Annotated in this window: 20 protein-coding genes, 1 tRNA gene and 1 pseudogene; 12 read left to right on the plus strand and 10 right to left on the minus strand. The window is 72.1% G+C overall.

The window, feature by feature from the left end; all coding sequences use genetic code 11:
* Nucleotides 1–158 (plus strand): annotated as a pseudogene (locus ACIRVK_RS08030) (transposase); the annotation flags it as partial.
* 8 nt (nt 159–166) lie between these two features.
* Here the strand turns inward: ACIRVK_RS08030 and ACIRVK_RS08035 are convergent.
* Together ACIRVK_RS08035 and ACIRVK_RS08040 are read right to left on the minus strand one after the other, a co-directional pair.
* The gene (locus tag ACIRVK_RS08035) at nt 167–1,564 is read right to left on the minus strand and encodes a GntP family permease (RefSeq protein WP_404244586.1); all 1,398 of its coding nucleotides are present in this window, start codon (nt 1,562–1,564) and stop codon (nt 167–169) included.
* Nucleotides 1,565–1,609: 45 nt separating this feature from the next.
* Nucleotides 1,610–2,128 carry a gluconokinase gene (locus ACIRVK_RS08040; RefSeq protein WP_404244587.1) on the minus strand — a complete coding sequence of 173 codons (519 nt, stop codon included), beginning with the start codon at nt 2,126–2,128 and terminating at the stop codon, nt 1,610–1,612.
* 130 nt (nt 2,129–2,258) lie between these two features.
* Here ACIRVK_RS08040 and ACIRVK_RS08045 point away from each other — a divergent pair, with 130 nt between their 5' ends.
* Nucleotides 2,259–2,960, plus strand: a complete 702-nt coding sequence (locus ACIRVK_RS08045) for a FadR/GntR family transcriptional regulator (RefSeq protein WP_404244588.1) — start codon at nt 2,259–2,261, stop codon at nt 2,958–2,960.
* 20 nt (nt 2,961–2,980) lie between these two features.
* Here the strand turns inward: ACIRVK_RS08045 and ACIRVK_RS08050 are convergent, their stop codons facing one another.
* From ACIRVK_RS08050 to ACIRVK_RS08065, 4 genes are all read right to left on the minus strand, one after another.
* A complete protein-coding gene (locus ACIRVK_RS08050) occupies nt 2,981–3,397 on the minus strand; it encodes a YchJ family protein (protein WP_404244590.1) in 417 nt (138 codons plus the stop codon).
* Between the two features lie 25 nt (nt 3,398–3,422).
* On the minus strand, nt 3,423–4,793 hold the full coding sequence (locus ACIRVK_RS08055; protein ID WP_404244592.1) for a M1 family metallopeptidase: 1,371 nt from the start codon (nt 4,791–4,793) through the stop codon (nt 3,423–3,425).
* Nucleotides 4,794–4,900: 107 nt separating this feature from the next.
* Nucleotides 4,901–8,767 carry a Pls/PosA family non-ribosomal peptide synthetase gene (locus ACIRVK_RS08060; RefSeq protein WP_404244593.1) on the minus strand — a complete coding sequence of 1,289 codons (3,867 nt, stop codon included), beginning with the start codon at nt 8,765–8,767 and terminating at the stop codon, nt 4,901–4,903.
* A 290-nt stretch (nt 8,768–9,057) separates the two neighbouring features.
* Nucleotides 9,058–9,145: transfer RNA gene (locus ACIRVK_RS08065), tRNA-Leu, on the minus strand.
* Between the two features lie 196 nt (nt 9,146–9,341).
* On the opposite strand from ACIRVK_RS08065, the gene ACIRVK_RS08070 reads away from it, so the two are divergent.
* From ACIRVK_RS08070 to ACIRVK_RS08080, 3 genes are all read left to right on the plus strand, one after another.
* Nucleotides 9,342–10,667, plus strand: coding sequence for a M20/M25/M40 family metallo-hydrolase (locus tag ACIRVK_RS08070; RefSeq protein WP_404244594.1), 1,326 nt, complete (start codon nt 9,342–9,344; stop codon nt 10,665–10,667).
* 136 nt (nt 10,668–10,803) lie between these two features.
* The gene (chpH, locus tag ACIRVK_RS08075) at nt 10,804–11,037 is read left to right on the plus strand and encodes a chaplin ChpH (RefSeq protein ID WP_404244595.1); all 234 of its coding nucleotides are present in this window, start codon (nt 10,804–10,806) and stop codon (nt 11,035–11,037) included.
* 154 nt (nt 11,038–11,191) lie between these two features.
* Nucleotides 11,192–12,034 carry a chaplin gene (locus ACIRVK_RS08080; RefSeq protein WP_404244596.1) on the plus strand — a complete coding sequence of 281 codons (843 nt, stop codon included), beginning with the start codon at nt 11,192–11,194 and terminating at the stop codon, nt 12,032–12,034.
* Nucleotides 12,035–12,114: 80 nt separating this feature from the next.
* Here ACIRVK_RS08080 and ACIRVK_RS08085 read toward each other — a convergent pair whose 3' ends face one another.
* On the minus strand, nt 12,115–12,303 hold the full coding sequence (locus ACIRVK_RS08085; RefSeq protein WP_007380901.1) for a DUF5703 family protein: 189 nt from the start codon (nt 12,301–12,303) through the stop codon (nt 12,115–12,117).
* A gap of 47 nt (nt 12,304–12,350) precedes the next feature.
* Between ACIRVK_RS08085 and ACIRVK_RS08090 the strand changes: the two genes are divergently transcribed.
* Nucleotides 12,351–13,037, plus strand: a complete 687-nt coding sequence (locus ACIRVK_RS08090) for a hypothetical protein (protein ID WP_404244598.1) — start codon at nt 12,351–12,353, stop codon at nt 13,035–13,037.
* 72 nt (nt 13,038–13,109) lie between these two features.
* On the opposite strand, the gene ACIRVK_RS08095 is transcribed toward ACIRVK_RS08090, so the two are convergent.
* Together ACIRVK_RS08095 and ACIRVK_RS08100 are read right to left on the minus strand one after the other, a co-directional pair.
* On the minus strand, nt 13,110–15,236 hold the full coding sequence (locus ACIRVK_RS08095) for an ATP-binding domain-containing protein (RefSeq protein ID WP_404244599.1): 2,127 nt from the start codon (nt 15,234–15,236) through the stop codon (nt 13,110–13,112).
* Nucleotides 15,233–16,219 carry an aldo/keto reductase gene (locus tag ACIRVK_RS08100; protein ID WP_404244600.1) on the minus strand — a complete coding sequence of 329 codons (987 nt, stop codon included), beginning with the start codon at nt 16,217–16,219 and terminating at the stop codon, nt 15,233–15,235. The genes ACIRVK_RS08095 and ACIRVK_RS08100 overlap by 4 nt, the downstream gene beginning before the upstream one ends.
* 171 nt (nt 16,220–16,390) lie before the next feature.
* Between ACIRVK_RS08100 and ACIRVK_RS08105 the strand changes: the two genes are divergently transcribed.
* The gene (locus ACIRVK_RS08105) at nt 16,391–17,446 is read left to right on the plus strand and encodes an LLM class F420-dependent oxidoreductase (RefSeq protein WP_404244601.1); all 1,056 of its coding nucleotides are present in this window, start codon (nt 16,391–16,393) and stop codon (nt 17,444–17,446) included.
* Between the two features lie 244 nt (nt 17,447–17,690).
* Nucleotides 17,691–18,479: a ferritin-like domain-containing protein gene (locus ACIRVK_RS08110; protein ID WP_404244602.1), complete on the plus strand. Its 789-nt coding sequence runs from the start codon at nt 17,691–17,693 to the stop codon at nt 18,477–18,479.
* Nucleotide 18,480: 1 nt separating this feature from the next.
* Here ACIRVK_RS08110 and corA read toward each other — a convergent pair whose 3' ends face one another.
* On the minus strand, nt 18,481–19,476 hold the full coding sequence (gene corA / locus ACIRVK_RS08115) for a magnesium/cobalt transporter CorA (RefSeq protein WP_404244603.1): 996 nt from the start codon (nt 19,474–19,476) through the stop codon (nt 18,481–18,483).
* 62 nt (nt 19,477–19,538) lie between these two features.
* Between corA and ACIRVK_RS08120 the strand changes: the two genes are divergently transcribed.
* The 4 genes from ACIRVK_RS08120 to mshC all read left to right on the plus strand — a co-directional run bounded on the left by ACIRVK_RS08120 (nt 19,539) and on the right by mshC (nt 23,045).
* Nucleotides 19,539–20,225 (plus strand): histidine phosphatase family protein, encoded by a 687-nt coding sequence (locus ACIRVK_RS08120; RefSeq protein ID WP_404244604.1) that lies wholly within the window; start codon nt 19,539–19,541, stop codon nt 20,223–20,225.
* A gap of 111 nt (nt 20,226–20,336) precedes the next feature.
* A complete protein-coding gene (locus tag ACIRVK_RS08125; protein WP_404244605.1) occupies nt 20,337–20,927 on the plus strand; it encodes a DUF3090 domain-containing protein in 591 nt (196 codons plus the stop codon).
* A complete protein-coding gene (locus ACIRVK_RS08130) occupies nt 20,891–21,721 on the plus strand; it encodes an SCO1664 family protein (RefSeq protein ID WP_404244606.1) in 831 nt (276 codons plus the stop codon). Before ACIRVK_RS08125 ends, ACIRVK_RS08130 begins: the two co-directional genes overlap by 37 nt.
* A gap of 94 nt (nt 21,722–21,815) precedes the next feature.
* On the plus strand, nt 21,816–23,045 hold the full coding sequence (gene mshC, locus ACIRVK_RS08135) for a cysteine--1-D-myo-inosityl 2-amino-2-deoxy-alpha-D-glucopyranoside ligase (RefSeq protein ID WP_404244607.1): 1,230 nt from the start codon (nt 21,816–21,818) through the stop codon (nt 23,043–23,045).
* The last annotated feature ends 51 nt before the right edge of the window (nt 23,046–23,096 follow it).

Consider the following 23,096-nt stretch of genomic DNA (forward strand, 5'->3'; position numbering starts at 1 on the left):
CGACGGCGGCCCGTCCAGCGGCCGCACCGAAACCGTCCAAGCCGGGCCCGGGACGGCCTCCCGGCTCGAAGAACAAGCACCGGGCCACACGTCACGACGTCGGCAAGACGGTCAAACGCGCCGAGTCGATCAAGGAACACCAAGCCCGCCGAGCATAAACGCCAAGCTAGATGACCAGTGACAGGAGCAGGACCAGGCCGCCCGCGACCACGGAGATGATCGTCTCCATGACCGACCAGGTCTTCAGGGTCTGGCCCACGCTCAGGCCGAAGTACTCCTTCACCAGCCAGAACCCGGCGTCGTTGACATGGCTGAAGAAGAGCGAACCGGCGCCGATGGCCAGCACCAGCAGGGCCGTGTGCGTGGTCGACATGTCGGCCGCGAGCGGGGCGACCAGGCCGGCCGCCGAGACCGTCGCCACGGTCGCCGAGCCGGTGGCGAGTCGGATGATCACCGCGATCAGCCAGGCCAGCAGCAGCGCCGGGATCGACCAGTTCTTGGAGATGTCCAGAATCATCTTGCCCACACCGGTGTCGATCAGCGTCTGCTTGAAGCCGCCGCCCGCGCCCACGATCAGCAGGATGCCGGCGATGGGCGCGAGGCCCAGCTCCACCAGCGGCGTGAGCCGCTCCCGGCCGAAGCCGGCGGGCCGCAGCAGCGTGAAGATGCCGACGAGCACGGCGGCGAGCAGGGCGATCAGCGGGTTGCCTATGACGTCGAAGACGCGCTGGGTGAGGTTGGCCGGGTCGTCGATCACGATGTCGACCAGGGCCTTGGACAGCATCAGTACGACCGGCAGCAGGACGGTGCCCAGGGTGGCGCCGAAGCCGGGCCGGTTCTCCAGTTCCTCGGACGCGCGCGGCGGCAGCATCCGCTCGGGGACCGGGACGTCCACCCAGCGGGCGGCGACCTTGGAGAACAGTGGGCCGGCGATGATCACCGTCGGGATGGCGACCAGGATGCCCAGCGCCAGCGTCACACCGAGGTTGGCCTTGACGGCGGAGATCGCGACCAGCGGGCCGGGGTGCGGCGGGACCAGGCCGTGCATCACGGACAGGCCGGCGAGCGCCGGGATACCGATGCGCATGACCGAGTAGTTGCCTCGCTTGGCGACCATCAGCACGACCGGGATCAGCAGCACGATCCCGACCTCGAAGAACAGCGGGAGTCCGATGACCGAGGCGATCAGCACCATCGCCCACGGCATCGCCCGGCCGCCGGCCCTGGCGATGATGGTGTCGACGATCTGGTCCGCTCCGCCCGAGTCGGCGAGCATCTTGCCGAGGATCGAGCCCAGGGCGATCAGCACGCCGACGCTCGCGACCGTGGTGCCGAGCCCGGTGGTGAAGCTGGTGATCACCTTGTCGAGCGGGGCCCCCGCGACGGCGCCGAGCACCAGCGACCCGATCGTCAGGGACAGGAAGGCGTGCAGTTTGAACCGGGTGATGAGCACGACGATGACGGCGATGCCCAAGAGGACGGCGATGCCCAGCTGGGCGTGGCCGGCCGAGGTGATCGGCGCGGGCGCGTCCGCTGCCAGCATCTCGACGCTGAGTCTGGTCACGGTGGATCCCTTGCAGGTACGGGGAGGTGGGTGGGGGTGCTGGTGCTACCGGGCCGGGTGGGGAAGGGCGCTCAGCGCCTTCATGGCCCGTTCGGTGATCTCTTCGGGGCTGCCGGCGACGTCCACCACGACCCCCGCCTCGTCCGGCTCCAGCGGCTGGAGCGTGGCGAACTGGGAGTCGAGCAGTGCCGTCGGCATGAAGTGCCCCTGCCGGTGCGACATCCGGTCCTCGATCAGGGCACGGTCGCCTGTGAGGTGCACGAAGACGACGCCGGGGGCGGCGGCCCGCAGCCGGTCGCGGTAGGACCGCTTCAGCGCCGAGCTGCTGACCACCCCGCCGAGTCCGGCCCGCCCGTGCGCCCAGGCACCGATGGCGTCGAGCCACGGCCACCGGTCCGCGTCGTCGAGCGGGACGCCGGCCGACATCTTGACGATGTTGGCCTGCGGGTGGAAGTCGTCGCCCTCGGCGTACGGAACGCCGAGCCGGGCCGCGAGCAGGGGACCGATGGTGGTCTTCCCGGTGCCCGCGACACCCATCACCACGACGACATGGGGGGTGCTCATCGCTGCCTCACTGTCCTCTTCGACACATGATGTCGACGTAGATGAAACCCATTAGGTACGACGAATTCAATACCTCGGACTGAATAAGTCTGACTTTTTGTCTCTGTGATCCACCCCGTACGCTGAGTGCATGACCACACCGGGCCGGGGGCTGCACGGCCATGTACTGGACACCCTCGGGCCCGCGATCACCGCGGGCGAGTACCCGCCGGGCAGCGTCCTGCGCACCGACGAGCTGGCCCAGCGTTTCGACGTGTCACGCTCGGTGATGCGCGAGGCGGTCCGTGTCCTGGAGTCCATGCACCTGGTCGAGTCCCGCCGCCGGGTGGGCGTGACCGTCCGCCCCAAGTCCGAGTGGAACGTCTACGACCCGCAGGTCATCCGCTGGCGCCTGGCCGGCGCCGACCGCCCCCACCAGTTGCGCTCGCTGACCGTCCTGCGCTCGGCCGTCGAGCCGGTCGCGGCGGGACTCGCCGCCCGGCACGCGAGCGCCGAGCAGTGCGCCGAGCTCACCGAGTGCGCGCTCGGCATGGTCGCCAACTCGCGCGGCCACAAACTGGAGGGCTACCTCGTCCACGACGTGGCCTTCCACCGGGTGATCCTCACCGCCTCCGGCAACGAGATGTTCGCCCGGCTGGGGGACGTCGTCGCCGAGGTCCTCTCCGGCCGCACCCACCACGACGTGATGTTCGAGGACCCCGACCCGGCCGCCGTCACCCTCCACGTCCAGGTCGCGGACGCCGTACGCGAGGGTGACGCCCTGCGCGCGGAACGACTGACCCGCGAGATCACGGTGGGGGCCCTGCAGGAACTGGACATTCTGGCGCCCTAGTGCCGCGGCACCAGGCACCGTCAGTCCAGGAACTCCCCGTCCACGTACACCCACGCCCCGTCGACCCGCTCGAACCGGCTGCGCTCGTGCAGTGAACCGCCCTTGAAGGAGGCGCGGAAGGTCACCGTGCCGGTGGAGTGGAAGGCCGAGCCGTCGTTGGTGTCCAGGATCTCCAGACCGGTCCAGCGCATCCCCGGGTCGAATTCGACCCGGGCGGGACGGGTCCGTGGGTGCCAGGTCCGCAGCAGGTAGGGCTCGTCGCGCCTGACGAAGGCGCTGTAGCGCGAGCGCATCAGCGCCTCGGCGGTGGGCGCCACAGCCTCGCCGCGGTGGAAGCGGCCACAGCACCTCTCGTACGTCTCGGCGAGACCGCACGGACACGAGGCGGCGGGCGCGGAACCGTGCTGCCGCCGGGACGGCGAGGGGCGTCGGGACATGGAGGCCATTGTGCCCGCCCGCCGCCTACGCCGACTCGGCGTTGGTCGGCGGGTGCGTCGGACGCGCCGGGATCTGGCTGGGCAGCGGGGGCAGCCGCGTGCCGTACAGCCACGCGTCGAAGAGGCCGTCCAGCGGCTCGTCCGCGTAACGGCCCACGTGCGCCGTGAACGTCGTCGTCGTCACCGCCCCGCCCCGGTGCAGCCCCGCCCAGCCGCGCAGCATCCGGAAGAAGGCCTCGTCGCCCAGCGCACAGCGCACCGCGTGCACGGTGAGCCCACCGCGCTCGTAGAGCCGGTCGTCGAACATCGACTTGCGCCCGGGATCGGCCAGCCGCAGGTCCTGCGGCTGCGCGGACAGCGACCGGTGCGCGGCGGCGGCCAGTTGCTGTGCGCTGCGCCCGCCGGAGCGCTCCGACCACAGCCACTCCGCGTACTTGGCGAACCCCTCGTTGAGCCAGATGTGCCGCCAGTCCGCGATGGACACGCTGTTGCCGAACCACTGGTGCGCCAGCTCGTGCGCCACCAGCCGCTCCCAACCCCGCGCCCCGTCCACGTGGTTGGCGCCGAACAGCGACAACCCCTGTGCCTCGACGGGCACGTCGAGTTCCTCCTCGGTCACCACGATCGCGTACTCGTCGAACGGGTAGGGCCCGAACAGCTCCTGGAACAGCTCCATCATCTGCGGCTGCCGTGCGAAGTCCCGCGAGAACCGGGGCAGCAGGTGCGCCGGGATGTGCCCGTGCTGCGGCACCCCGCCCGGCCCCGGGTCGCCCAGCAGCACCGTCTGGTACTTGCCGATCGCCAGACCCACGAGATAGCTCGAGGTCGGCGCGGCCTGCTCGTACACCCAGGTCGTCGTGGACGCCTTCGTGGTCCGGGTCAGCAGGCGCCCGCCCGCGACCACCGCGTACGCGGACGGCGTCGTCACCGAGATCTGGTACGAGGCCTTGTCGGCGGGCCGGTCGTTGCACGGGTACCAGGACGGCGCGCCGACCGGCTGGCTCGCCACCAGCGCCCCGTCCTCCAGTTCCTCCCAGCCCAGCCCGCCCCAGGGGCTCGCCACCGGCTTGGGGTTGCCCGACCAGTGCACCTCGACCGTGAAGGCGGCACCCGGGCGGACCGGCTTGCCGGGACGCACCCGCAGCCGGCCGCCGCGGTGGGTGTAGTGCGCCGGACGGCCGTCCACCTTGACCCGGCCGATCTTGAAGTCGGCCAGGTTGAGGGTGAACTCGGCGAGCGGCGAACGACCCGCTATGGCGTTGATCCGGGCGCTGCCCGCCAGCCGGTTCGGGCCCGGGCGGTAGTCCAGCGTGAGCTCGTACCGGTGCACGCGGTAACGGGTGTCACCGTGTTCCGGGAAGTAAGGGTCCGTACCCGCCGACTGCTGAACCGCCACTGCCGCTTCTGCTCCCTGCGCCGTCGAACCACTCGCTGCCGCCGGTGCACCGCACGCGACACCCATCGCCTCAGGGGCGCCGAAGCGGGAGCCGGGAGGACCCGCGCTCAGGGACGCCATGCCTCGATCGGGTTGCCCAGCCAGCGGGTGTCGTCCGGGACGGACTCCGCGGCCATGACGAGCGACGCGGGGCCCAGCGTGGTGCGGGCCCCGACCGTGCTGCCGGGCAGCACGATCCCGCCAGGGCCCAGCGTGGCGCCCTCACGGAGGACAACAGTATCCGTCCGCAAGATCCGATCGTGGAAGAGGTGGGTCTGCAGGACGCAGCCCCGGTTCACGCTCGCCGCGTCCCCGAGGGTCACCAGGTCGGTCTCCGGCAGCCAGTAGCTCTCGACCCAAACGCCCGAGCCGATCCGTGCACCCAGCCCGCGCAGCCACGCGGTCATCACCGGCGTACCCGGTACGGAACCCGCGAGCCAGGGCACGGCCACGACCTCGACGAAGGTGTCGGCGAGCTCGTTGCGCCAGACGTAACCGCTCCACAGCGGGTGCTCACCGGTGCGGTGCCGGCCCACCAGCAGCCACTTCGCGACGATCGACACCAGCGCGGCCACCGCACCGGCCCCGAGCAGCACCACTCCCGACAGCAGGGCGGCCCACGGCCCGAGCAGGCACAGCACCGCCGCCGTTGCGGCCGCGATCGCCGCCGAGCAGAACACCGGCACGATCCGGCACAGCTCCACCAGCCCGCGCGCCCACAGCAGCCGCGCCGACGGGTCGTACGTACGGCTCTGGTCCCCGCTCTCGGCGTTCCGCGGCAGCTTCACCGGCGGCAGCCCCAGATACGAGCTGCCCTTCTTCGCCTTCTTCGGCGTCGCGGACAGCACGCCCACGAGCCCGCCGTCCGGCACGCTGCGGCCCGGCGCGGTCATCCCGGAGTTCCCCAGGAACGCCCGCCGCCCGATCTCGGCGCGCCCGATCCGCATCCAGCCGCCCCCGAGCTCGTACGGCGCGGTCAGCGTGTCGTCGGCCAGGAACGCGCCCTCGCCGACCGTCGTGAGGCTCGGCAGCGCCAGCACCGTCGACACCTCGGCGCCCCGTCCGATCCGCATCCCAAGCAGCCGCAGCCACACCGGCGTGACCAGCCCGGCGTACAGCGGGAACAGAGTCTCCCGCGAGCGGTCCATCAGCTGCGTGACCGTCCACGCCTGCCAGCCCGTCCGGCTGTGCGTCGGGTACGTCCCCTCGCGCAGGCCCACGCTCAGCAGCCGCACCCCGACCAGGATCAGCAGCGCGTACGCCGCCCCGAAGGCCAGCGTCGCCGGCACCAGGGCGAGCGCGGCGCCGCGCAGCGGCGCTGCCGGGTCGATCAGGGCGTGCGCCACGAGAAGGGCCGCCCCGCCCGCGAGGAGCGGCAGCGCGGACAGCACGAGACCCGTCAGGCCGTACATCACCCGCCAGTACGTGCCCCGCTGCGGGCGCTCCTTCGGCCAGTTCCGCTTGGCCCTGCCCAGCTTCACCGCGGGCGCACCCGCCCAGCGCTGACCGGTCGGGATCTGCCCGCTCACCGCCGAACCGGGGGCGACCTCCGCCCGCTTGCCGACGCGGGCGCCCGGGAAGAGCATGCTGCGGGTGCCGACGGTGGCGTGCGCGCCGACCTTGACCTGGCCGATCTCCAGCCGGTCGCCGTCCAGCCACCAGCCGGACAGGTCCACCTCGGACTCCACGGCGGCGCCCCGGCCCAGCTTGAGCAGCCCGGTGACCGGTGGCAGCGAGTGCAGGTCGACGTCCTGGCCGACCTTGGCGCCCAGCGCACGGGCGTACCGCTCCAGCCAGGAACCGGTCAGTGTGGTCGCGCCGCTGAACTCGGCCAGCCGCTCGGCGGTCCACAGCCGCAGATGGACCCCGCCACCACGCGGGTACCGGCCGGGCTCGACGCCCCGCAGCAGCAGCCGCGCACCGCCCGCGGCGATCGCGAGCCGACCGGGAGGGCTGAACAGCGCGACGGCGCCGGCCGCGAGCAGCCACCAGGGGGCCGTCGGCAGCCAGGACCAGGCGGGCAGCAGATTGCCGAGCGCGGCCAGCACGAGGGTCCAGCGCAGGCCCAGCAGCGTGAACAGCGGGACGAGCAGCAGCATTTGGAGCACCTTGGCGCGGGTCGGCACCGGGGCGACGGTGCGCCGGGCACCGTCGTCCTGCGCGGACTCCTCCAGTCGGCGGGCCAGTTTGCGCAGAGTGGGCTGCTGGTAGATGTCGAGGACTGCCGCGCTCGGGTACCGGGTGCGCAGCCTCGTCGTCAGCTGCGCGGCGGCCAGGCTGCTGCCGCCGATCGCGAAGAAGTCGTCCCGGGCGCCGGTGACCGGGATGCCGAGGACCTCCGTCCACTGCTCGGCCAGCCATGCCTCGGTGCCGTAGAGCCGCTCGGCCGGCCCGCCGGTCTCCAGGCCCTCCAGCGGCCAGGGCAGGGCGTTGCGGTCGACCTTGCCGCTGGTCCGGGTCGGCAGCTCCTCGACCGGCGCCAGCAACGGCACGAGCGCGGCGGGCAGTTCGGCGCGCAGCTTCTCGACGGCGGCCGCCTGGTCCCAGCCGTCCTGGGTGACGACATAACCGACGAGCAGCTGGTTGCCGCTGCGGGCGGTGCGCACGGCGGCGGCCGCCCCGGCCACCCCGGGCAGCGCCTGCAACGCGGCGTCCACCTCGCCGAGTTCGATCCGGCGCCCGCCGAGTTTGATCTGCTCGTCGGCCCGCCCGAGGAACACCAGCCCCTCGGGCTCGGCCTTCACCAGGTCACCGCTGCGGTACGCGCGCTCCCAGCCCAGCGAGGCGAGGGGCGCGTACTTCTCCGCGTCCTTCCCCGGGTCGAGATACCGGGCGAGGCCCACGCCCCCGATCACCAACTGGCCGCTGGCGCCCATCGGTACGGGCTCCCCGGCCTCGTCCACGACGGCCAGCTCCCAGCCGTCCAGCGGCAGCCCGATGCGGACCGGCTCCTCGCCGGACATGAGAGAGGCACAGGCGACGACGGTCGCCTCGGTCGGCCCGTACGTGTTCCAGACCTCGCGCCCCTCCGTCACCAGCCGCTGCACCAGCTCGGGCGGGCAGGCCTCGCCGCCGAAGATCAGCAGGCGGACGTCGTTGAGGGTCTCCGGCTCCCACAGCGCGGCGAGCGTGGGCACCGTGGACACCACGGTGATCTCCTGCTCCACCAGCCAGGGGCCCAGGTCGGCACCGCTGCGGACCTGCGCACGCGGCACCGGCACCAGACAGGCGCCGTAGCGCCAGGCGAGCCACATCTCCTCGCAGGACGCGTCGAAGGCGACCGACAGGCCCGCCATGACCCTGTCACCGGGACCGATGGGGTCGTCGGTGAGGAACAGCGCGGCCTCCGCGTCCACGAACGCGGCGGCGCTGCGGTGGCTGACGGCGACACCCTTGGGCTTGCCGGTGGATCCGGAGGTGAAGATGATCCACGCGTCGTGCTCGACGCCGGGACGGGCGGCGGGGGTGCCGGCCCGCCCGTGGACGGTCAGTTCGTGCCCGGCGCCGATCACGGCCCGGACCTCCGCCTCCCCGAACACCAGCTCGGCCCGCTCGTCGGGGTCCTCGGCGTCCACGGGGACGTAGGCGGCACCGGCGGCGAGGACCGCCAGGATCGCGACGTAGAGGTCGTTGGTGCCCGACGGCACTCGGACACCCACCCGGTCGCCGAGCCCCACCCCGGCCTCGCCGAGCCGGCGCCGCAGCCGCTCGACCTCGGCGGCCAGCGCGCGGTAGGTCAGCCGGGCCACCCCGTCGTCCAGGGCGAGCTCGTCCGGGAAGGAGCGCACGGAGGCGTCGAAGACGTCGACGAGCGTGCGGGGAGAGGCGGCGGGCCCCCCGGAGAAACGGGCGGTGTCGCCGAACTGTTCACGGATCTCTGCGCTGAACTCTTCGTCGAGCAGGCCGAGAGCACTGCTCTCGTCTATGGCTGCCATCGGTCCTCGCGTCTCGATCCCGGAAGCCTCCGGGGCGCTGGAGGGCCCGCAGGTCTGCCTGGGGTTGTCCGGCTCCAGCTCGTAACAAGCCGGAAATTTTAGTACGACGCTAGGTTCGCCCCGCTGGAACAGCCACCCGAAGAGGCCGTCCGGGTGGTGCCGCGGCCCCCACCGCACGCCTGTGACCTGGTGATCTTCACGGCGAGCGAGAGATGCCCCACATACAGCGAGCAAGGGGACACAGACGACGAATCCCCCGGCCGCAGAGCGGCCGGGGGATTCGGCTGGGCTGGTGTCCGAGGGGGGACTTGAACCCCCACGCCCGATAAAGGGCACTAGCACCTCAAGCTAGCGCGTCTGCCATTCCGCCACCCGGACAAGGTGTCTGTCGCGCGAGGTCTCCCGCGGCGACGAGGGAAACATTACCAGGCTTCCGAGGGGTGTCCGATCACCCCCGCTGCGACCCTGCCGCTCCCGTGAACGGCGTGTGACGGGCCCGGCCCGGTCTTGGGGTGCGCCGGGGGTGAGGGGGAGGATGAGGGGACCACCAGCAGTGACAGCGGGAGGAAGCAGCGTGAGCGACACGGACACGACCAGGACCGTCACCGGCGAGGACGAGGTCGTGGACCTCTGCCGCGAGCTCATCCGGATCGACACCAGCAACTACGGCGACCACTCCGGACCCGGCGAGCGCAAGGCCGCCGAGTGGACCGCCGAGAAGCTCGCCGAGGTCGGCCTGGAACCGCGGATCTTCGAATCGCACCCGGGCCGCGCCTCGACCGTCGCCCGCATCGAGGGCGAGGACCCCTCCCGGCCCGCGCTGCTGATCCACGGCCACCTGGACGTCGTTCCCGCCAACGCCGACGACTGGACCCACCACCCCTTCTCCGGCGAGGTCACCGACGGGTGCGTGTGGGGGCGCGGGGCCGTCGACATGAAGGACATGGACGCCATGACCCTCGCGGTCGTGCGCGACCGGCTCAGGAGCGGACGCAGGCCCCCGCGGGACATCGTCCTCGCCTTCCTCGCCGACGAGGAGGCGGGCGGCACCTACGGCGCCCGGCATCTCGTCGACCGACACCCCGACCTCTTCGAGGGCGTGACCGAGGCGATCAGCGAAGTCGGCGGCTTCTCCTTCACCGTGAGCGAGCAGCGGCGGCTCTACCTGATCCAGACGGCCGAGAAGGGCATGCACTGGATGAAGCTGACCGTGGCCGGAACCGCCGGACACGGCTCGATGATCCACCGCGACAACGCGATCACCGAGCTGTCGGAGGCCGTCGCGCGGCTCGGCCGGCACACGTTCCCGGTCCGCGTCACAAAGACCACCCGCGCCTTCCTGGACGAGCTCGGCGACGCGCTGGGCACGCAACTCGACCCGGAGGACATGGAGTCGACGCTCGCCCGGCTCGGCGGCATCGCCAAGCTGATCGGCGCGACCCTCAGCAACACCGCCAACCCCACGCAGCTGGGCGCCGGCTACAAGGTCAACGTCATCCCGGGCGAGGCCACCGCGCACGTCGACGGACGGTTCCTGCCGGGGCACGAGGAGGAGTTCCTCGCCGACCTCGACCGGATCCTCGGGCCCACGGTGCGCCGTGAGGACGTGCACTCCGACAAGGCCCTGGAGACCACCTTCGACGGCGCCCTGGTGGAGGCCATGCAGTCTTCGCTGCTGGCCGAGGACCCGACCGCGAAGGCGATCCCCTACATGCTCTCCGGCGGCACGGACGCCAAGTCCTTCGACGACCTCGGCATCCGCGGCTTCGGCTTCGCGCCGCTCAGGCTGCCGCCGGAGCTGGACTTCGCCGGCATGTTCCACGGCGTGGACGAGCGGGTGCCGGTCGACGGCCTGAAGTTCGGTGTGCGCGTCCTCGACCGGTTCATCGACGCCTCGTGACTCCGTAATCGGCAGCGTGTACGGAACTGACCGACAACGAGTGAATGCGCTCATAAGCTCGTAGCTCCATTACTCCCTCCTCGTTACAGGTGATGCGATCCGCTACTTGGGACCGCATTGCCAACAAGGAGGAATAATGATCAAGAAGGTCGTCGCTGCTGCGGCTGCCACCGGTGGTCTGGTTCTCGCGGGTGCGGGCCTGGCCGTCGCCGACTCCGGCGCTCAGGGTGCCGCGGTGCACTCCCCGGGTGTCGTTTCCGGCAACGTCGTTCAGGTTCCGGTGCACATCCCGGTGAACGTCTGCGGCAACACGGTCTCCGTGATCGGGCTGCTGAACCCCGCCTTCGGCAACACCTGCATCAACAAGTGACGTCAGCCCCCTGAGGGTTGTTTGTTCACGCCCGTCGGCTCCGGAGCGCGTGCCATGCGCTCCGGGACCGACCGGCCTTTTCGCGTGATCGGGTCCGGGAGATCCAGGTCGGCGAGAACCAGGTCAGGAATCGAAGGCAGGGGGGAATTCAGCAATGCGACAGGTCACCCGCAAGGGCCTGATGACCGTGGCGGCCGCGACCGGCGTGCTCGCCGCCGTGGGCGGGGCCGCACACGCCGACTCGGGGGCGATCGGCTCCAGTTCAGACTCGCCCGGCGTGCTGTCGGGCAACACGGTGCAGGCGCCGGTGCACATCCCGGTGAACGTGTGTGGCAACACGGTCAACATCGTCGGAGTGCTCAACCCGGCGGTGGGCAACAGGTGCGTCAACCAGGGCGGGGGCGGCGGTTCCCCCTCGGGCGGAGACGGGGACTCCGGCGGCCACGGAAGCGGTACCGGCTCACAGGCCGGCGGACACACCGGCGGCTCGCCCGGCGTCGGCTCGGGCAACCACGTCCAGGCACCCGTCGACGTCCCCGTGAACGTGTGCGGCAACACCGTCGACGTCGTCGGTGTCGGCAACTCCGCGACAGGGAACGACTGCGCGAACGGCGGCGCCCCGGGCGCCGGCCACGGCACGCCCCCGGGAGACTGCCACGGGACACCACCGCCGGGGACGCCGGGACAGCCCGGTCACCCGGGGCAGCCCGGTCATCCGGGGCAGCCCGGTCACCCGGGCCGGCCGGGCCACCCTGGCAACCCCACGGGGCCCACGCACCCCGGCACCCCGGGCACGGGGTCCGTTCCGGGCGGCAAGGGACGGGGCCGCTCTGTGAACGTCCATCTCCAGGGCGCCGAGTCGGCCGGCCGGCCGCTCGCCACCGCACAGCTCGCCCACACCGGCAGCGACCTGCCGCTGGGCGTCGTCCTCCCGGTCGGCGCGGGTGCGCTGCTCGGAGGTGCGCTGATGTACCGGAAGGCGCGAGCCAGGGCGTAGCACCTCGTGAACGCATCACGGAGCGGGCCCCGTATCGGCGGGGCCCGCTCCGATTCCGTCGTCTCCGCGGACGCCTCAGCTCACCACGTGGCGCGCACCTGGCGGATGATCCGCCGACGCAACCGCACCCTGCGGCTGCCGTCGCGCATCAGGCTGAGGCGGTCCAACTCCCAGTGTCCGTACTCGGCATGGTCCGTCAGCAGGCGTGTGGCGTCCTTGCGGGACACCCCGCGTGGCACGTACACGTCGACAAATTCGTATTCCGGCATCGCATCTATTGTGCGGGCTGGGGCCCGGTACGGATAGCGTCTGCACTATGTCTGATGCTGCGCAGCCCACCGCTGCCGAGGTACGCGCCGCCGCCGAGGCGGTCAAGACCGCGCTCGACCGTCATCTGGCGGCGGTCGAACGCAGGTCGGGTGAGGACGACCCGGCCGTCTACGAGGCGTTCAACCAACTGGCGGCGGCCGCCGAGGCGTACGACGAGCTGCTCTACGACCGCTACGACGAGGTGACCCCCTTCGAGATCCCCGGCGCCGACGACTCCCTGCCGCCCTACACGGGCCCCGAGGAACCGAACGCGCTGAGCGTGCTGATCCGCCGCGACTACGCGGTGGCCCAGCCGCAGCGGCTGCTGGCGCAGGCACAGCGAGTGGAGGCGGCGGACGACGACAGCACGGGCGCGTTGGCCTCCGGCACGATCCACGGGGCCCTGGGCATCCTGTTCGGCGAGTTCGAACCCGACGAGATCGCCTCGCGGCACAAGGAGTTCGGCCTCGAGGAGGGCGACTCCACCCTGTGGGTGACGGCCACGGAGGAGCCCGTGGAGGCGGGGGAGTGGCTGGAGGCGCCGTTCGAGGGGGTCGACCCGCAGAGCGTGGTCTGCCGGTTCGACGTCAGCGCCGTCTTCGACGACGAACCTGACGACGACGAGCTCGAGGACGATCTCGAGGGGGAGCTGGACGGCGACGAGGACCTGGAGCCGCTCGACGTCGAACGGTAGAGGCAGCTGACGGCGCGGCGGCGGTCACGGGGGACTCAGGGTCCTGGTGGCCGCCGCCGCGCCGTCGGCGGGTCACGTGATCGCCGGCAGTTGCGTCGCCAGCAGGAGGGGGAGGCGGGTCGTCCGGGACTTGGCCGGGATCTCGGCGACCGCTCGGGGAAGGGCCTGGTCCACGCCGTGGACCACGGAGAGGTGGCGGTCCGCCCGGCTGAACGCGGTGTAGACCCATGGCCGGCTCAGGGCCTGAGCGGCGTCACCGGGCAGGACGACGACCACCGCCGGCCATCGGCCGCCCACCGCCTGGTGCGCGGTCAGGGCCCAGCCGTGACGGACGGACTGCTCCACCCTCTCCTTCGGTACGACGACGTCAATACCGGCGCAGGACAGGTGCAGCCCCTCGGCGTCGGCCTTCACCACCTGGCCCGGCAGGGTACGGCCCGGGGCGGGGGAGTAGGCCACCCGGTCGCCGGGGTCGAAGCCGCCGAAGCGGCCGGGGCCGGGGTTGAGGCGCTCCTTCAACGCGGCGTTGAGGGCGCGGGTGCCGGCCGCGCCCCCGTGGCCCGGGGTGATCACCTGCGTCTGCTCGGCGGGGACGCCGATCGCGCGCGGCACCGAGTCCGCGACCAGCTGCACGGTGCGGTGCACGGCCTCGCCCGCGTCCCGCACCGGCACGATCACGACCTCCTTGCCGGGGGCGTCGACCTGGTTCAGCTCCCCGATGCCGATACCGGAGACCAGCTCCCCGAGCGGGCCGGGGTCCGGGGTGCGGGAGGCGACCTGCGGACAGATCCGCGCGGCCAGCAGATCCGCGAACACCCTGCCGGGCCCCGCCGACCACAGCACCGACGGATCCCCGGCCACCATCAGCCGGGCACCGTCCGGCAGCGACTCGACGAGCAGGGCGGCGGCCTCCACGTCCAGCTGCGGCGCGTCCAGCACGACGAGGAGATCCACGTCGAGCGCGCCCTCGGCGTCCCGGCCGGGGCCTTCGGTTCCGGCGAGGAGGCCGGCCACGGTGGCCACGGGGACCGTCGTACCGGGAACCTCCGCGGCCCGGGCGAAACGGTCACGGCCGGCCGGGGTGTGGGCGGCCGCCCACCCCCGCAGCCCGAGTGCGGACGCCACGCGCAGCAGCGCCGCCGGCTCGGCGAGGGACGCCTCGCCGCCGGTGTGCAGGACCAGGCCGTGGCCGGCGACCGCGCGGATCAGCTCGGCCGTCGACCCCTTCGCCGAGGCCGCCGCGCGCTCCCACTCCTCGGTCGTACCGTCCTGTTTCGGCACCGAGTTGACCAGGCGGGCCAGACCGTCGGCGAGGCTCTCCTCGGCGAGGGCGTACCGCTCGAGCCCGACCAGGACCCGAACCGGCCGTTCCGCTTCCTCTTCGCCCTCTTCGGCCCCCTCCGGCTCCGGTGCGCGTGGGTCCAGCGCGTCCTGGAAGACCAGCGCCTCGCCCTCCGCGACGGTCGCCTGTACGGCGTCGTCGGCGTCCGGCACGCCCCGCTGGGCCAGCGCGGCGACGAGCGCGGGCAACTCCAGCGCCGTGTGCCCGGCCACAGCCGCCTGCTCCAGCAGCCACCCCGTCAGCGCCCGGCCGCGACGCTCGTCGTCCGGGGCTGCCCCGGCGCCGAGCAACACCCGGGCGAAACCGTCGGCCTGTTCGGGCCGGACACCGCCGACCCGCAGCAGCAGCCAGGGGTCGGCCCGCAGGCGGTCGCCGGCACCCTCGCCGAGCGCGGCGGCGACCTGCCCCGCGAGGGACTCCGGCGCGCCACCGGCGACCAGCACGCCGCGCACCGCGTCCACGGCCTCGAGCGCGACGGCCCGCGGCGCCGGCTGCGGCTGCCGTACCGGCTCGGGAGCGGGCCGGAGCGGAGCGGGGGCGGTGGCCTTCGCCCCGCTCTCGACGGCCCGCACGGCGGCCAGCAGATCGGCGGCCGTGCCGCTCAGCTTGGCCCCACTCGCGATCGGCGCCGTCTTCTCCGCCTTACGCCGCTCGATCCGCTCCCGCTCCACCTGCTGAGCCGCCAACTCGGCCTCGGCCTCGGACATCTGAACAGCGGCATCCCCGACGCCCCCCGCTCCCGCTGTTCCGGTGTCGGTGGCCTCAGTGCTGTCCGGCTGTCCGTCGCCGCCCGGGCCCGCGGGGCCGTCCGGGGTTCCCGGCTCGTTCTGCTCCGTGGTCTCGGGCTCCGTGCTCACAGCGTGCTCCAGTCGTGATCGGGATAGCGGTGCACGGGTGCCGACACATCGTCCAGCGCCCGGCAGATCTCGTCAGGAAGACTAAGGGCCTCCACTGACAACGCCGCCGTGAGCTGCTGCGCGTTGCGCGGACCGATGATGGGCGCGGCCACCCCGGGCCGGTCACGGATCCACGCGAGGGCGACCTGGAGGGGCGTCACCGCGAGCCCGTCCGCCGCGGTCTGCACGGCGTCGACGATCCTGCTCGCCGTGTCGTCGAGGTACGGGGCGACGAAGGGCGCCAGGTGCTCGGAGGCGCCGCGTGAGTCGGCCGGGGTGGTGTCGCCCCGGTACTTGCCGGTCAGGACCCCGCGGCCGAGCGGCGAGGACGGGAGCAGGCCGATGCCCAGGTCGAGGGCGGCCGGCAGCACCTCGCGCTCCACGCCGCGCTGCAGCAGCGAGTACTCCATCTGAGTGCTCGCCAGCCGGGTCCGCGCGCCCGGCACCGCCAGCTGCCACGTCGCCGCCTTGGCCAGCTGCCAGCCGCAGAAGTCGGACACCCCGGCATAGCGGGCGCGCCCACTGCTGACCGCCAGGTCGAGGGCGTGCAGGGTCTCGTCCAGCGGGGTGTACGGGTCGTAGGCGTGGACGTGCCACACGTCGACGTAGTCCGTTCCCAGGCGGGCCAGCGAGGCGTCGAGCGCAGAGAGCAGATGGCCGCGGGAGCCGTCGACCCGGCGGTCCGGGTCCGCCACGCTGCCCGCCTTCGTCGAGATGACCAGGTCCCGGCGCGGGACCAGCCCTTCTATGAGACGTCCGAGCAGATACTCGGCCTCCCCGTCGCCGTACACGTCCGCCGTGTCGACGAGGCTCCCGCCCGCCTCCCAGAACGTCTTCAGGAGGTCCGCGGCGTCGTGCTCGTCGGTGTCCCTGCCCCAGGTGAGCGTGCCGAGTCCGATACGGGACACACGAAGGCCGGTACGGCCGAGATGCCTCTGCTCCATGAACGCCGACATTACTGGCCTGAACTGGCCGTGTGGGGGCCTGTGGACGACCAGTTTCCCCGGTCGGGGCCGCCGGTCGCCGCCCCTGTGCGCACCGTCACCGCCCACGGCCCCCGAAGCCGCGCTACTGTCGTCGGAACAGGGACGTTACTGATCGGTAAGGGGATCGGCATGCAGCTCGGGCTCAATCTCGGCTACTGGGGTGCCGGAATGGATGCGGACAACCTCGCGGTCGCCCAGGAGGCCGACCGCCTCGGGTATGCCGTGTGCTGGGCCGCCGAGGCCTACGGCTCCGACGCGGCGACCGTGCTCACCTGGGTCGCCGCCAAGACCGAGCGCATCGACGTCGGCTCGGCCATCTTCCAGATCCCGGCCCGCCAGCCCGCGATGACCGCGATGACCGCCGCCACCCTCGACTCCCTCTCCGGCGGCCGCTTCCGCCTCGGCCTCGGCGTCTCCGGACCCCAGGTCTCCGAGGGCTGGTACGGCGTCAAGTTCGACAAGCCGCTCGCCCGCACGCGTGAGTACGTCGAGATCGTCCGCAAGGCGATGGCGCGCGAACAGCTGTCGTACGACGGCGAGCACTGGACGCTGCCGCTGCCCGGCGGCCCCGGCAAGCCGATCAAACTGACCGTGCACCCCCAGCGCGAGCACATCCCGCTGTACATCGCGGCGATCGGCCCGAAGAACCTCGAGCAGACCGGCGAGATCGCCGACGGTGCGCTGCTGATCTTCCCCTCCGCCGAACACCTGGAGGAGACCACGATCTCCTACCTGCGCGCCGGGCGGGAGAAGGCCGGCCTGACCCTGGACGGGTTCGACGTCTGCCCCACGCTCCCGCTCGCCCTCGGCGACGACAAGGACGTGACCGCGCTCGGCGACGCCTTCCGCCCCTACACCGCCCTGTACGTCGGCGGTATGGGCAGCCCCAAGCAGAACTTCTACAACCAGCTCGCCCAGCGCATGGGGTACGAGAAGGAGGCCGCCGAGATCCAGGCCAGGTACCTGTCGGGCGACAAGGAGGGCGCCGCGGCGGCCGTCCCGCACGACCTCATCGACAAGACGACGCTCCTGGGCTCCGTGGACCGCATCGCCGACCGTATGAAGGAGTACGCGGCCGCCGGCGTCACCACCCTCTCCCTCAACCCGGCCGGCTTCACCCTGGAGGAGCGGATCGCCTCGCTGCGCGCCGGCACCGAGGCCCTGGAGCGCGCCGGCCTGGCGTAACCCGGCTTCGGCACCGGAGATGTCCCTACGGCCGTGGTGGGGGCTCGGGGGTCTTCCCCGCCACGGCCGTCACGGGGAACAACGCGCCGTCCGGCGCACGGTTACGCTCCCGAAGTGACCCCGTGTGTCCTCCTTTTGGCCCAGTTGCCCGGCACACCTGTTGCGGCGCCGCTCCCGCGCCACTTGACTCGTTCTTTGCGGAACCCTGCGGAGTCCGGCGCAGCCTGCAGAGAGGTGCCTCACGATGCTTTCGGCCAAGAGCCTGTTCCAGGAGATCCTCGACGACGACCGGTCCTTCGCGCTGTTCTGCTCCATCGCGGCCGGCGGCGAGTCCCAGGGCGGCTGGGAGAACGGCCGGATCGCCGCGCTCGTGCCGGAGAGCGAACGTGAACTCGCCCCCAGGATCGCCCGGCACGGCGCCGACGAGGACAAGCACGGCAGGATCTTCAACGCCCTGATGAAAAAGCGCGGCCTCGAACCGGTCCCGGTCCCGCCCGAGACCGACTACACCATGCTTCTGGAGCGGCACGGCATCGGTCTCGCGCACGAGAAGCTCCGCAGGGACGAACGGCTGACCGTCCAGGACATCATCGTCTACCTCGCCCACAGCAGGGTCACCGAACAACGCGCCTCGGAGCAGATGCGGCTGCTGCGCAGGCACTTCGCCGACCACCCCGACATCGGCCGCGCCGTGAAGATGATCTCCAACGACGAGGACGACCACCTCGCCTACTGCCACGAGGAGTTGCTGCGCCTCGCACGCGCGGGCCACGGTCGCACGATCCAGCGAGCGCTGCGCACGTGCGCGCTCGCGGAGATCCGCGTCCACCGGGACGTCAGCCTCGCCGTCATGGACCACATGGGACGCCTCCTCGGCTGGCCCCGGCCCAGGTCCGCGCTGCTCGCGGCCGGGATTCACGCCGTGTACGCCTACGAGCGCCTGGCCGGCTGGCGCCGCATGGTGAGCCTCGCGATGCCGCAACGCCGCGACCCCCTGGGCGAACCGGCCACCCCTGCCCCCGAGTTCGCCTGAACTACAGCCAGCCCCGCTGCTTGAACGTCCGGTACAGCAGCACCTCCAGGGCGGCCATGACCAGGAGCGCCGCCGGGTACGACCACATCCAGTGCAGCTCGGGCATGTGGTCGAAGTTCATGCCGTAGATGCCCGCGATCATCGTGGGCACCGCGGCCATCGCCGCCCAGGCGGAGATCTTCCGCATGTCGTCGTTCTGCCGGACGCTCATCTGCGCCAGGTGCGCCGACAGCACGTCCGAGACCAGCCGGTCCAGGCCCTCCACGGACTCGTTCACGCGCGCGAGGTGGTCACCGACGTCACGGAAGAACGGCCGCGCCTTCTCATTGACGAACGGCACGGTGGCGCCGTACTGGCCGGTCCCCGCGAGCCGGCCCATCGGCAGGGTCAGCGGGCCGGTCGCCCGGCGGAACTCCAGGACCTGCCGCTTGAAGGTGTAGATCCGCGACGCGGTGTTGCGCGAGCTGCCCACCTCCGGCGAGAACACCTCCGTCTCCAGCTCCTCCAGGTCGGTCTGCAGCTCGGTCGCCACGTCCAGGTAGCGGTCCACGACGGCGTCGGAGATCGCGTACAGCACCGCCGTCGGTCCCTTGCCGAGCAGTTCGGGCTCGTTCTCCAGCCGTGCGCGCACCGCCTTCAGCGGGGCGCCCTCGCCGTGGCGGACGGTGACCACGAAGGAGTCACCGAGGAACACCATGATCTCGCCGGTGGAGACCTGGTCGCTGTCGGGCTCGTACACGACCGGCTTGAGGACGAGGAAGAGCGAGTCGTCGTACACCTCCAGCTTGGGCCGCTGATGCGCCTTCAAGGCGTCCTCCACGGCCAGCGGGTGCAGCGCGAACTCCTCGCTGACCAGGCCGAACTCCTCCTGGGAGGGCTCGTGCAGGCCGATCCAGACGAAACCGCCGGACCCCCGCGCCTTCGCCAGCGCGTCCGACAGGTCCTCCGGTCCCTCGGTCCGCTCCCCATGGGTGTATATGGCGCTGTCGACGATCACAGAGCGTGTTCCCCTTTCGTCAGGGCCCCGCGACCCGGGGGCGTGTGCCTACCCTGGGCCGCATGCCCACGCTGATCCTGGTCCGGCACGGACGATCCACCGCCAACACCGAGGGAGTGCTCGCCGGCTGGACGCCCGGTGTCGCCCTCGACGAGCGCGGCGCCGCGCAGGCCGCCGCCCTGCCCGGCCGGCTCGACGGCCTGCCGATCTGCGAGGTCGTCAGCAGCCCGCTGCAGCGCTGCCAGGAGACGGTCCGCCCGCTCCTCGACGCCCGCCCCCAGCTCACCGCCCACACCGAGGAGCGGATCGGGGAGGCGCACTACGGCGACTGGTCCGGCCGCAAGCTCGCCGAACTCAAGGACGAGCCGCTGATGCAGGTGGTGCAGGCGCACCCGAGCGCCGCCGCGTTCCCCGGCGGCGAGTCGATGCGGGCGATGCAGACCCGCGCCGCCGAGGCCGTGCGCGAGTGGAACGCGCGCGTGGAGCGCGACCACGGCGCCGACGCCGTCTACCTGATGTGCTCGCACGGCGACATCATCAAGTCGCTCGTCGCGGACGCACTCGGACTTCATCTCGACCTCTTCCAGAGGATTTCCGTTGAACCGTGTTCCATCACCGCGATCCGTTACACCCCCCTGAGGCCGTTTCTCGTACGCCTCGGCGACACCGGGGACTTCGCGTCCCTGGCGCCCCGCGAGGAACCCCCCGCCGGCGACGCCACCGTCGGGGGCGGTGCGGGCGCACCGTGATCGTCGGGCGCAGTAGGGTGAAGCGGTCGCAGTAGCGCCGTGCCCGTCCGCGGACAAGCGGTCCGTGCGGCCCCCGGTCAGAAGTCGATCCACGATCCCAGGAGACAGGACGTGTCCCGTCAGGTGTTCCTCTACGACCCCCCGGACCGCTTCGTGGCCGGTACGGTCGGGCTGCCCGGACGCCGTACGTTCTTCCTCCAGGCCACCGCAGGCTCCCGGGTGACCAGCGTGGCCCTGGAGAAGACCCAGGTCGCCGCCCTCGCCGAGCGCATGGACGAACTCCTCGACGAGGTGGTGCGGCGCAGCGGCGGCAACGCCGCCGTACCGGCCGTGGCGCCCACCGAGATCTCCGACACCGAACCCCTCGACACCCCCGTCGAGGAGGAGTTCCGCGTCGGCACCATGGCGCTGGCCTGGGACGGCGAGGAACAGCGCATGATCGTCGAGGCGCAGGCCCTCGTCGAACTCGAGGCCGAGTCCGAGGAGGACCTCGCAGAGGCCGAGGAGCGCCTGCTGCAGGACGAGGAGAACGGGCCCCCGATGCTGCGGGTCCGGCTGACCGGCGCGCAGGCGAGAGCCTTCGCCAAGCGTGCCCTGGACGTCGTCAACGCCGGGCGGCCGCCGTGCCCGCTGTGCAGCCTCCCGCTCGACCCGGAAGGACACGTATGTCCGCGCCAGAACGGATACCGCCGCGGGGCGTGACGACCGACGAGCCCCTCACCGGCCTCCTCACGCACGGCGAGCTCACGGTGCGCGGCCGGATCCGCGAGGCGTCCAACGCGGCCCTGTACTGCACCATCACGCACGAGGGCCGCGAGGCGGCCTGCGTCTACAAGCCGGTGGCCGGCGAGCGGCCCCTGTGGGACTTCCCCGACGGCACCCTCGCCCAGCGGGAGGTCGCCGCCCACGCCGTCTCCGAGGCGACCGGCTGGGGACTCGTCCCGCCCACCGTGCTGCGCGAGGGACCCTACGGCGAGGGCATGGTGCAGCTGTGGGTGGAGGTGACCCCCGAGGCCGAACTGCTCGCCCTGATCGACGCCGAGGAGCCCGAACCGGGCTGGAAGGCGATCGGCCTCGCCGAGGTCGGCGAAGGGAAGACGGCTTTGCTGGTGCACGCCGACGACGAGCGGCTGCGCCGGCTCGCGGTCCTCGACGCCGTGATCAACAACGCGGACCGCAAGGGCGGCCATCTGCTGCCCACCGCCGACGGCCGCCTGTACGCCATCGACCACGGAGTGACGTTCAACACCGAGAACAAGCTCAGGACGCTGCTGTGGGGCTGGGCGGGCGAGCCCCTGACACCGGAGGCCGTCGACACCCTCAAGGTCCTGCAGGAGTCCCTGGGCGCCGAAGGAGCGCTGGCCGCGCGGCTGTCCGCGCTGATCACGGACGCGGAACTCGACGCCACGCGCGCGCGTGTCGCCGTACTCCTGGAGACGGGAAGGCATCCGGAGCCGAGCGGGGAGTGGCCGGCCATCCCGTGGCCGCCCGTGTAGAAGCGCACCGGCGGACAACGCACAAGAGGGCCCATCAGGCCATCCGGCCCGATCCGGTTCGTATACGGAACATCCGTCCGGTTAGGCTCATGACATGCATGCCTGGCCCGCTTCCGAGGTCCCCGCCCTGCCTGGTCAGGGCCGCGACCTGAGGATCCACGACACCGCGACCGGCCAACTGGTCACCCTCCAGCCCGGTCCCGTCGCCCGCATCTACGTCTGCGGCATCACCCCGTACGACGCGACCCACATGGGTCACGCGGCGACCTACAACGCGTTCGACCTGGTCCAGCGCGTGTGGCTCGACACCAAGCGGCAGGTTCACTACGTCCAGAACGTCACCGACATCGACGACCCGCTGCTGGAGCGCGCGCAGCGCGACAACGTCGACTGGGCCGCCCTCGCCGAGCAGGAGACCGCCCTCTTCCGCGAGGACATGACCGCACTGCGCATGCTGCCCCCGCAGCACTACATCGGCGCCGTCGAGGCCATACCCGGCATCGTCCCGCTGGTCGAACGGCTACGGGACGCCGGCGCCGCCTACGAACTCGACGGCGACGTCTACTTCTCCGTCGGCTCCGACCCCCACTTCGGCAAGGTCTCGAACCTCGACGCGGCCGCGATGCGGCTGCTGTCCGCCGAGCGCGGCGGCGACCCGGACCGCCCCGGCAAGAAGAACCCGCTCGACCCGATGCTGTGGATGGCCGCCCGCGAGGGCGAGCCCAGCTGGGACGGCGCATCCCTCGGCCCCGGCCGCCCCGGCTGGCACATCGAGTGCGTCGCCATCGCCCTCGACCACCTCGGCATGACCTTCGACGTCCAGGGCGGCGGCTCCGACCTCGCCTTCCCGCACCACGAGATGGGCGCCTCCCACGCCCAGGTGCTCACCGGCGAGTTCCCCATGGCCAAGGCGTACGTCCACGCCGGCATGGTCGGCCTCGACGGCGAGAAGATGTCCAAGTCCAAGGGCAACCTGGTCTTCGTCTCCCGCCTGCGCCAGGACGGCGTCGACCCGGCCGCCATACGGCTCACGCTGCTCGCCCACCACTACCGGGCCGACTGGGAGTGGACCGACCAGGTCCTCGAGGACGCGGTGGCCCGGCTCGGCCGGTGGCGCGCCGCCGTCTCCCGGCCCGACGGCCCGCCCGCCGAGGCCCTCGTCGAGGAGATCCGGGAGGCCCTCGCGGCCGACCTGGACGCGCCGGCCGCGCTCGCCGCGGTCGACCGCTGGGCCGCCAGGCAGGACACCGAGGGCGGCACGGACACCGGGGCCCCCGGCGTCGTGTCGCGGGCCGTGGACGCCTTGCTGGGCGTGGCCCTGTAGCCCACCGGCCACACCACACGGGCGCTTCCCCCGCGCGGGGGAAGCGCCCGT

This window comes from Streptomyces sp. NPDC101152, from assembly GCF_044768275.1.
Classification (GTDB): Bacteria; Actinomycetota; Actinomycetes; order Streptomycetales; family Streptomycetaceae; genus Streptomyces.

Coding starts and splice junctions, on each gene's coding strand:
- ACIRVK_RS08085 (WP_007380901.1), bottom strand. CDS start 12,303: ATGCCGGAATACGAATTTGTCGACGTGTACGTGCCACGCGGGGTGTCC.
- ACIRVK_RS08105 (WP_404244601.1), top strand. CDS start 16,391: ATGCAGCTCGGGCTCAATCTCGGCTACTGGGGTGCCGGAATGGATGCG.
- ACIRVK_RS08060 (WP_404244593.1), bottom strand. CDS start 8,767: ATGGCAGCCATAGACGAGAGCAGTGCTCTCGGCCTGCTCGACGAAGAG.
- ACIRVK_RS08050 (WP_404244590.1), bottom strand. CDS start 3,397: ATGTCCCGACGCCCCTCGCCGTCCCGGCGGCAGCACGGTTCCGCGCCC.
- ACIRVK_RS08040 (WP_404244587.1), bottom strand. CDS start 2,128: ATGAGCACCCCCCATGTCGTCGTGGTGATGGGTGTCGCGGGCACCGGG.
- ACIRVK_RS08100 (WP_404244600.1), bottom strand. CDS start 16,219: ATGGAGCAGAGGCATCTCGGCCGTACCGGCCTTCGTGTGTCCCGTATC.
- ACIRVK_RS08130 (WP_404244606.1), top strand. CDS start 20,891: ATGTCCGCGCCAGAACGGATACCGCCGCGGGGCGTGACGACCGACGAG.
- ACIRVK_RS08045 (WP_404244588.1), top strand. CDS start 2,259: ATGACCACACCGGGCCGGGGGCTGCACGGCCATGTACTGGACACCCTC.
- ACIRVK_RS08090 (WP_404244598.1), top strand. CDS start 12,351: ATGTCTGATGCTGCGCAGCCCACCGCTGCCGAGGTACGCGCCGCCGCC.
- chpH (WP_404244595.1), top strand. CDS start 10,804: ATGATCAAGAAGGTCGTCGCTGCTGCGGCTGCCACCGGTGGTCTGGTT.
- ACIRVK_RS08120 (WP_404244604.1), top strand. CDS start 19,539: ATGCCCACGCTGATCCTGGTCCGGCACGGACGATCCACCGCCAACACC.
- ACIRVK_RS08080 (WP_404244596.1), top strand. CDS start 11,192: ATGCGACAGGTCACCCGCAAGGGCCTGATGACCGTGGCGGCCGCGACC.
- ACIRVK_RS08110 (WP_404244602.1), top strand. CDS start 17,691: ATGCTTTCGGCCAAGAGCCTGTTCCAGGAGATCCTCGACGACGACCGG.
- mshC (WP_404244607.1), top strand. CDS start 21,816: ATGCATGCCTGGCCCGCTTCCGAGGTCCCCGCCCTGCCTGGTCAGGGC.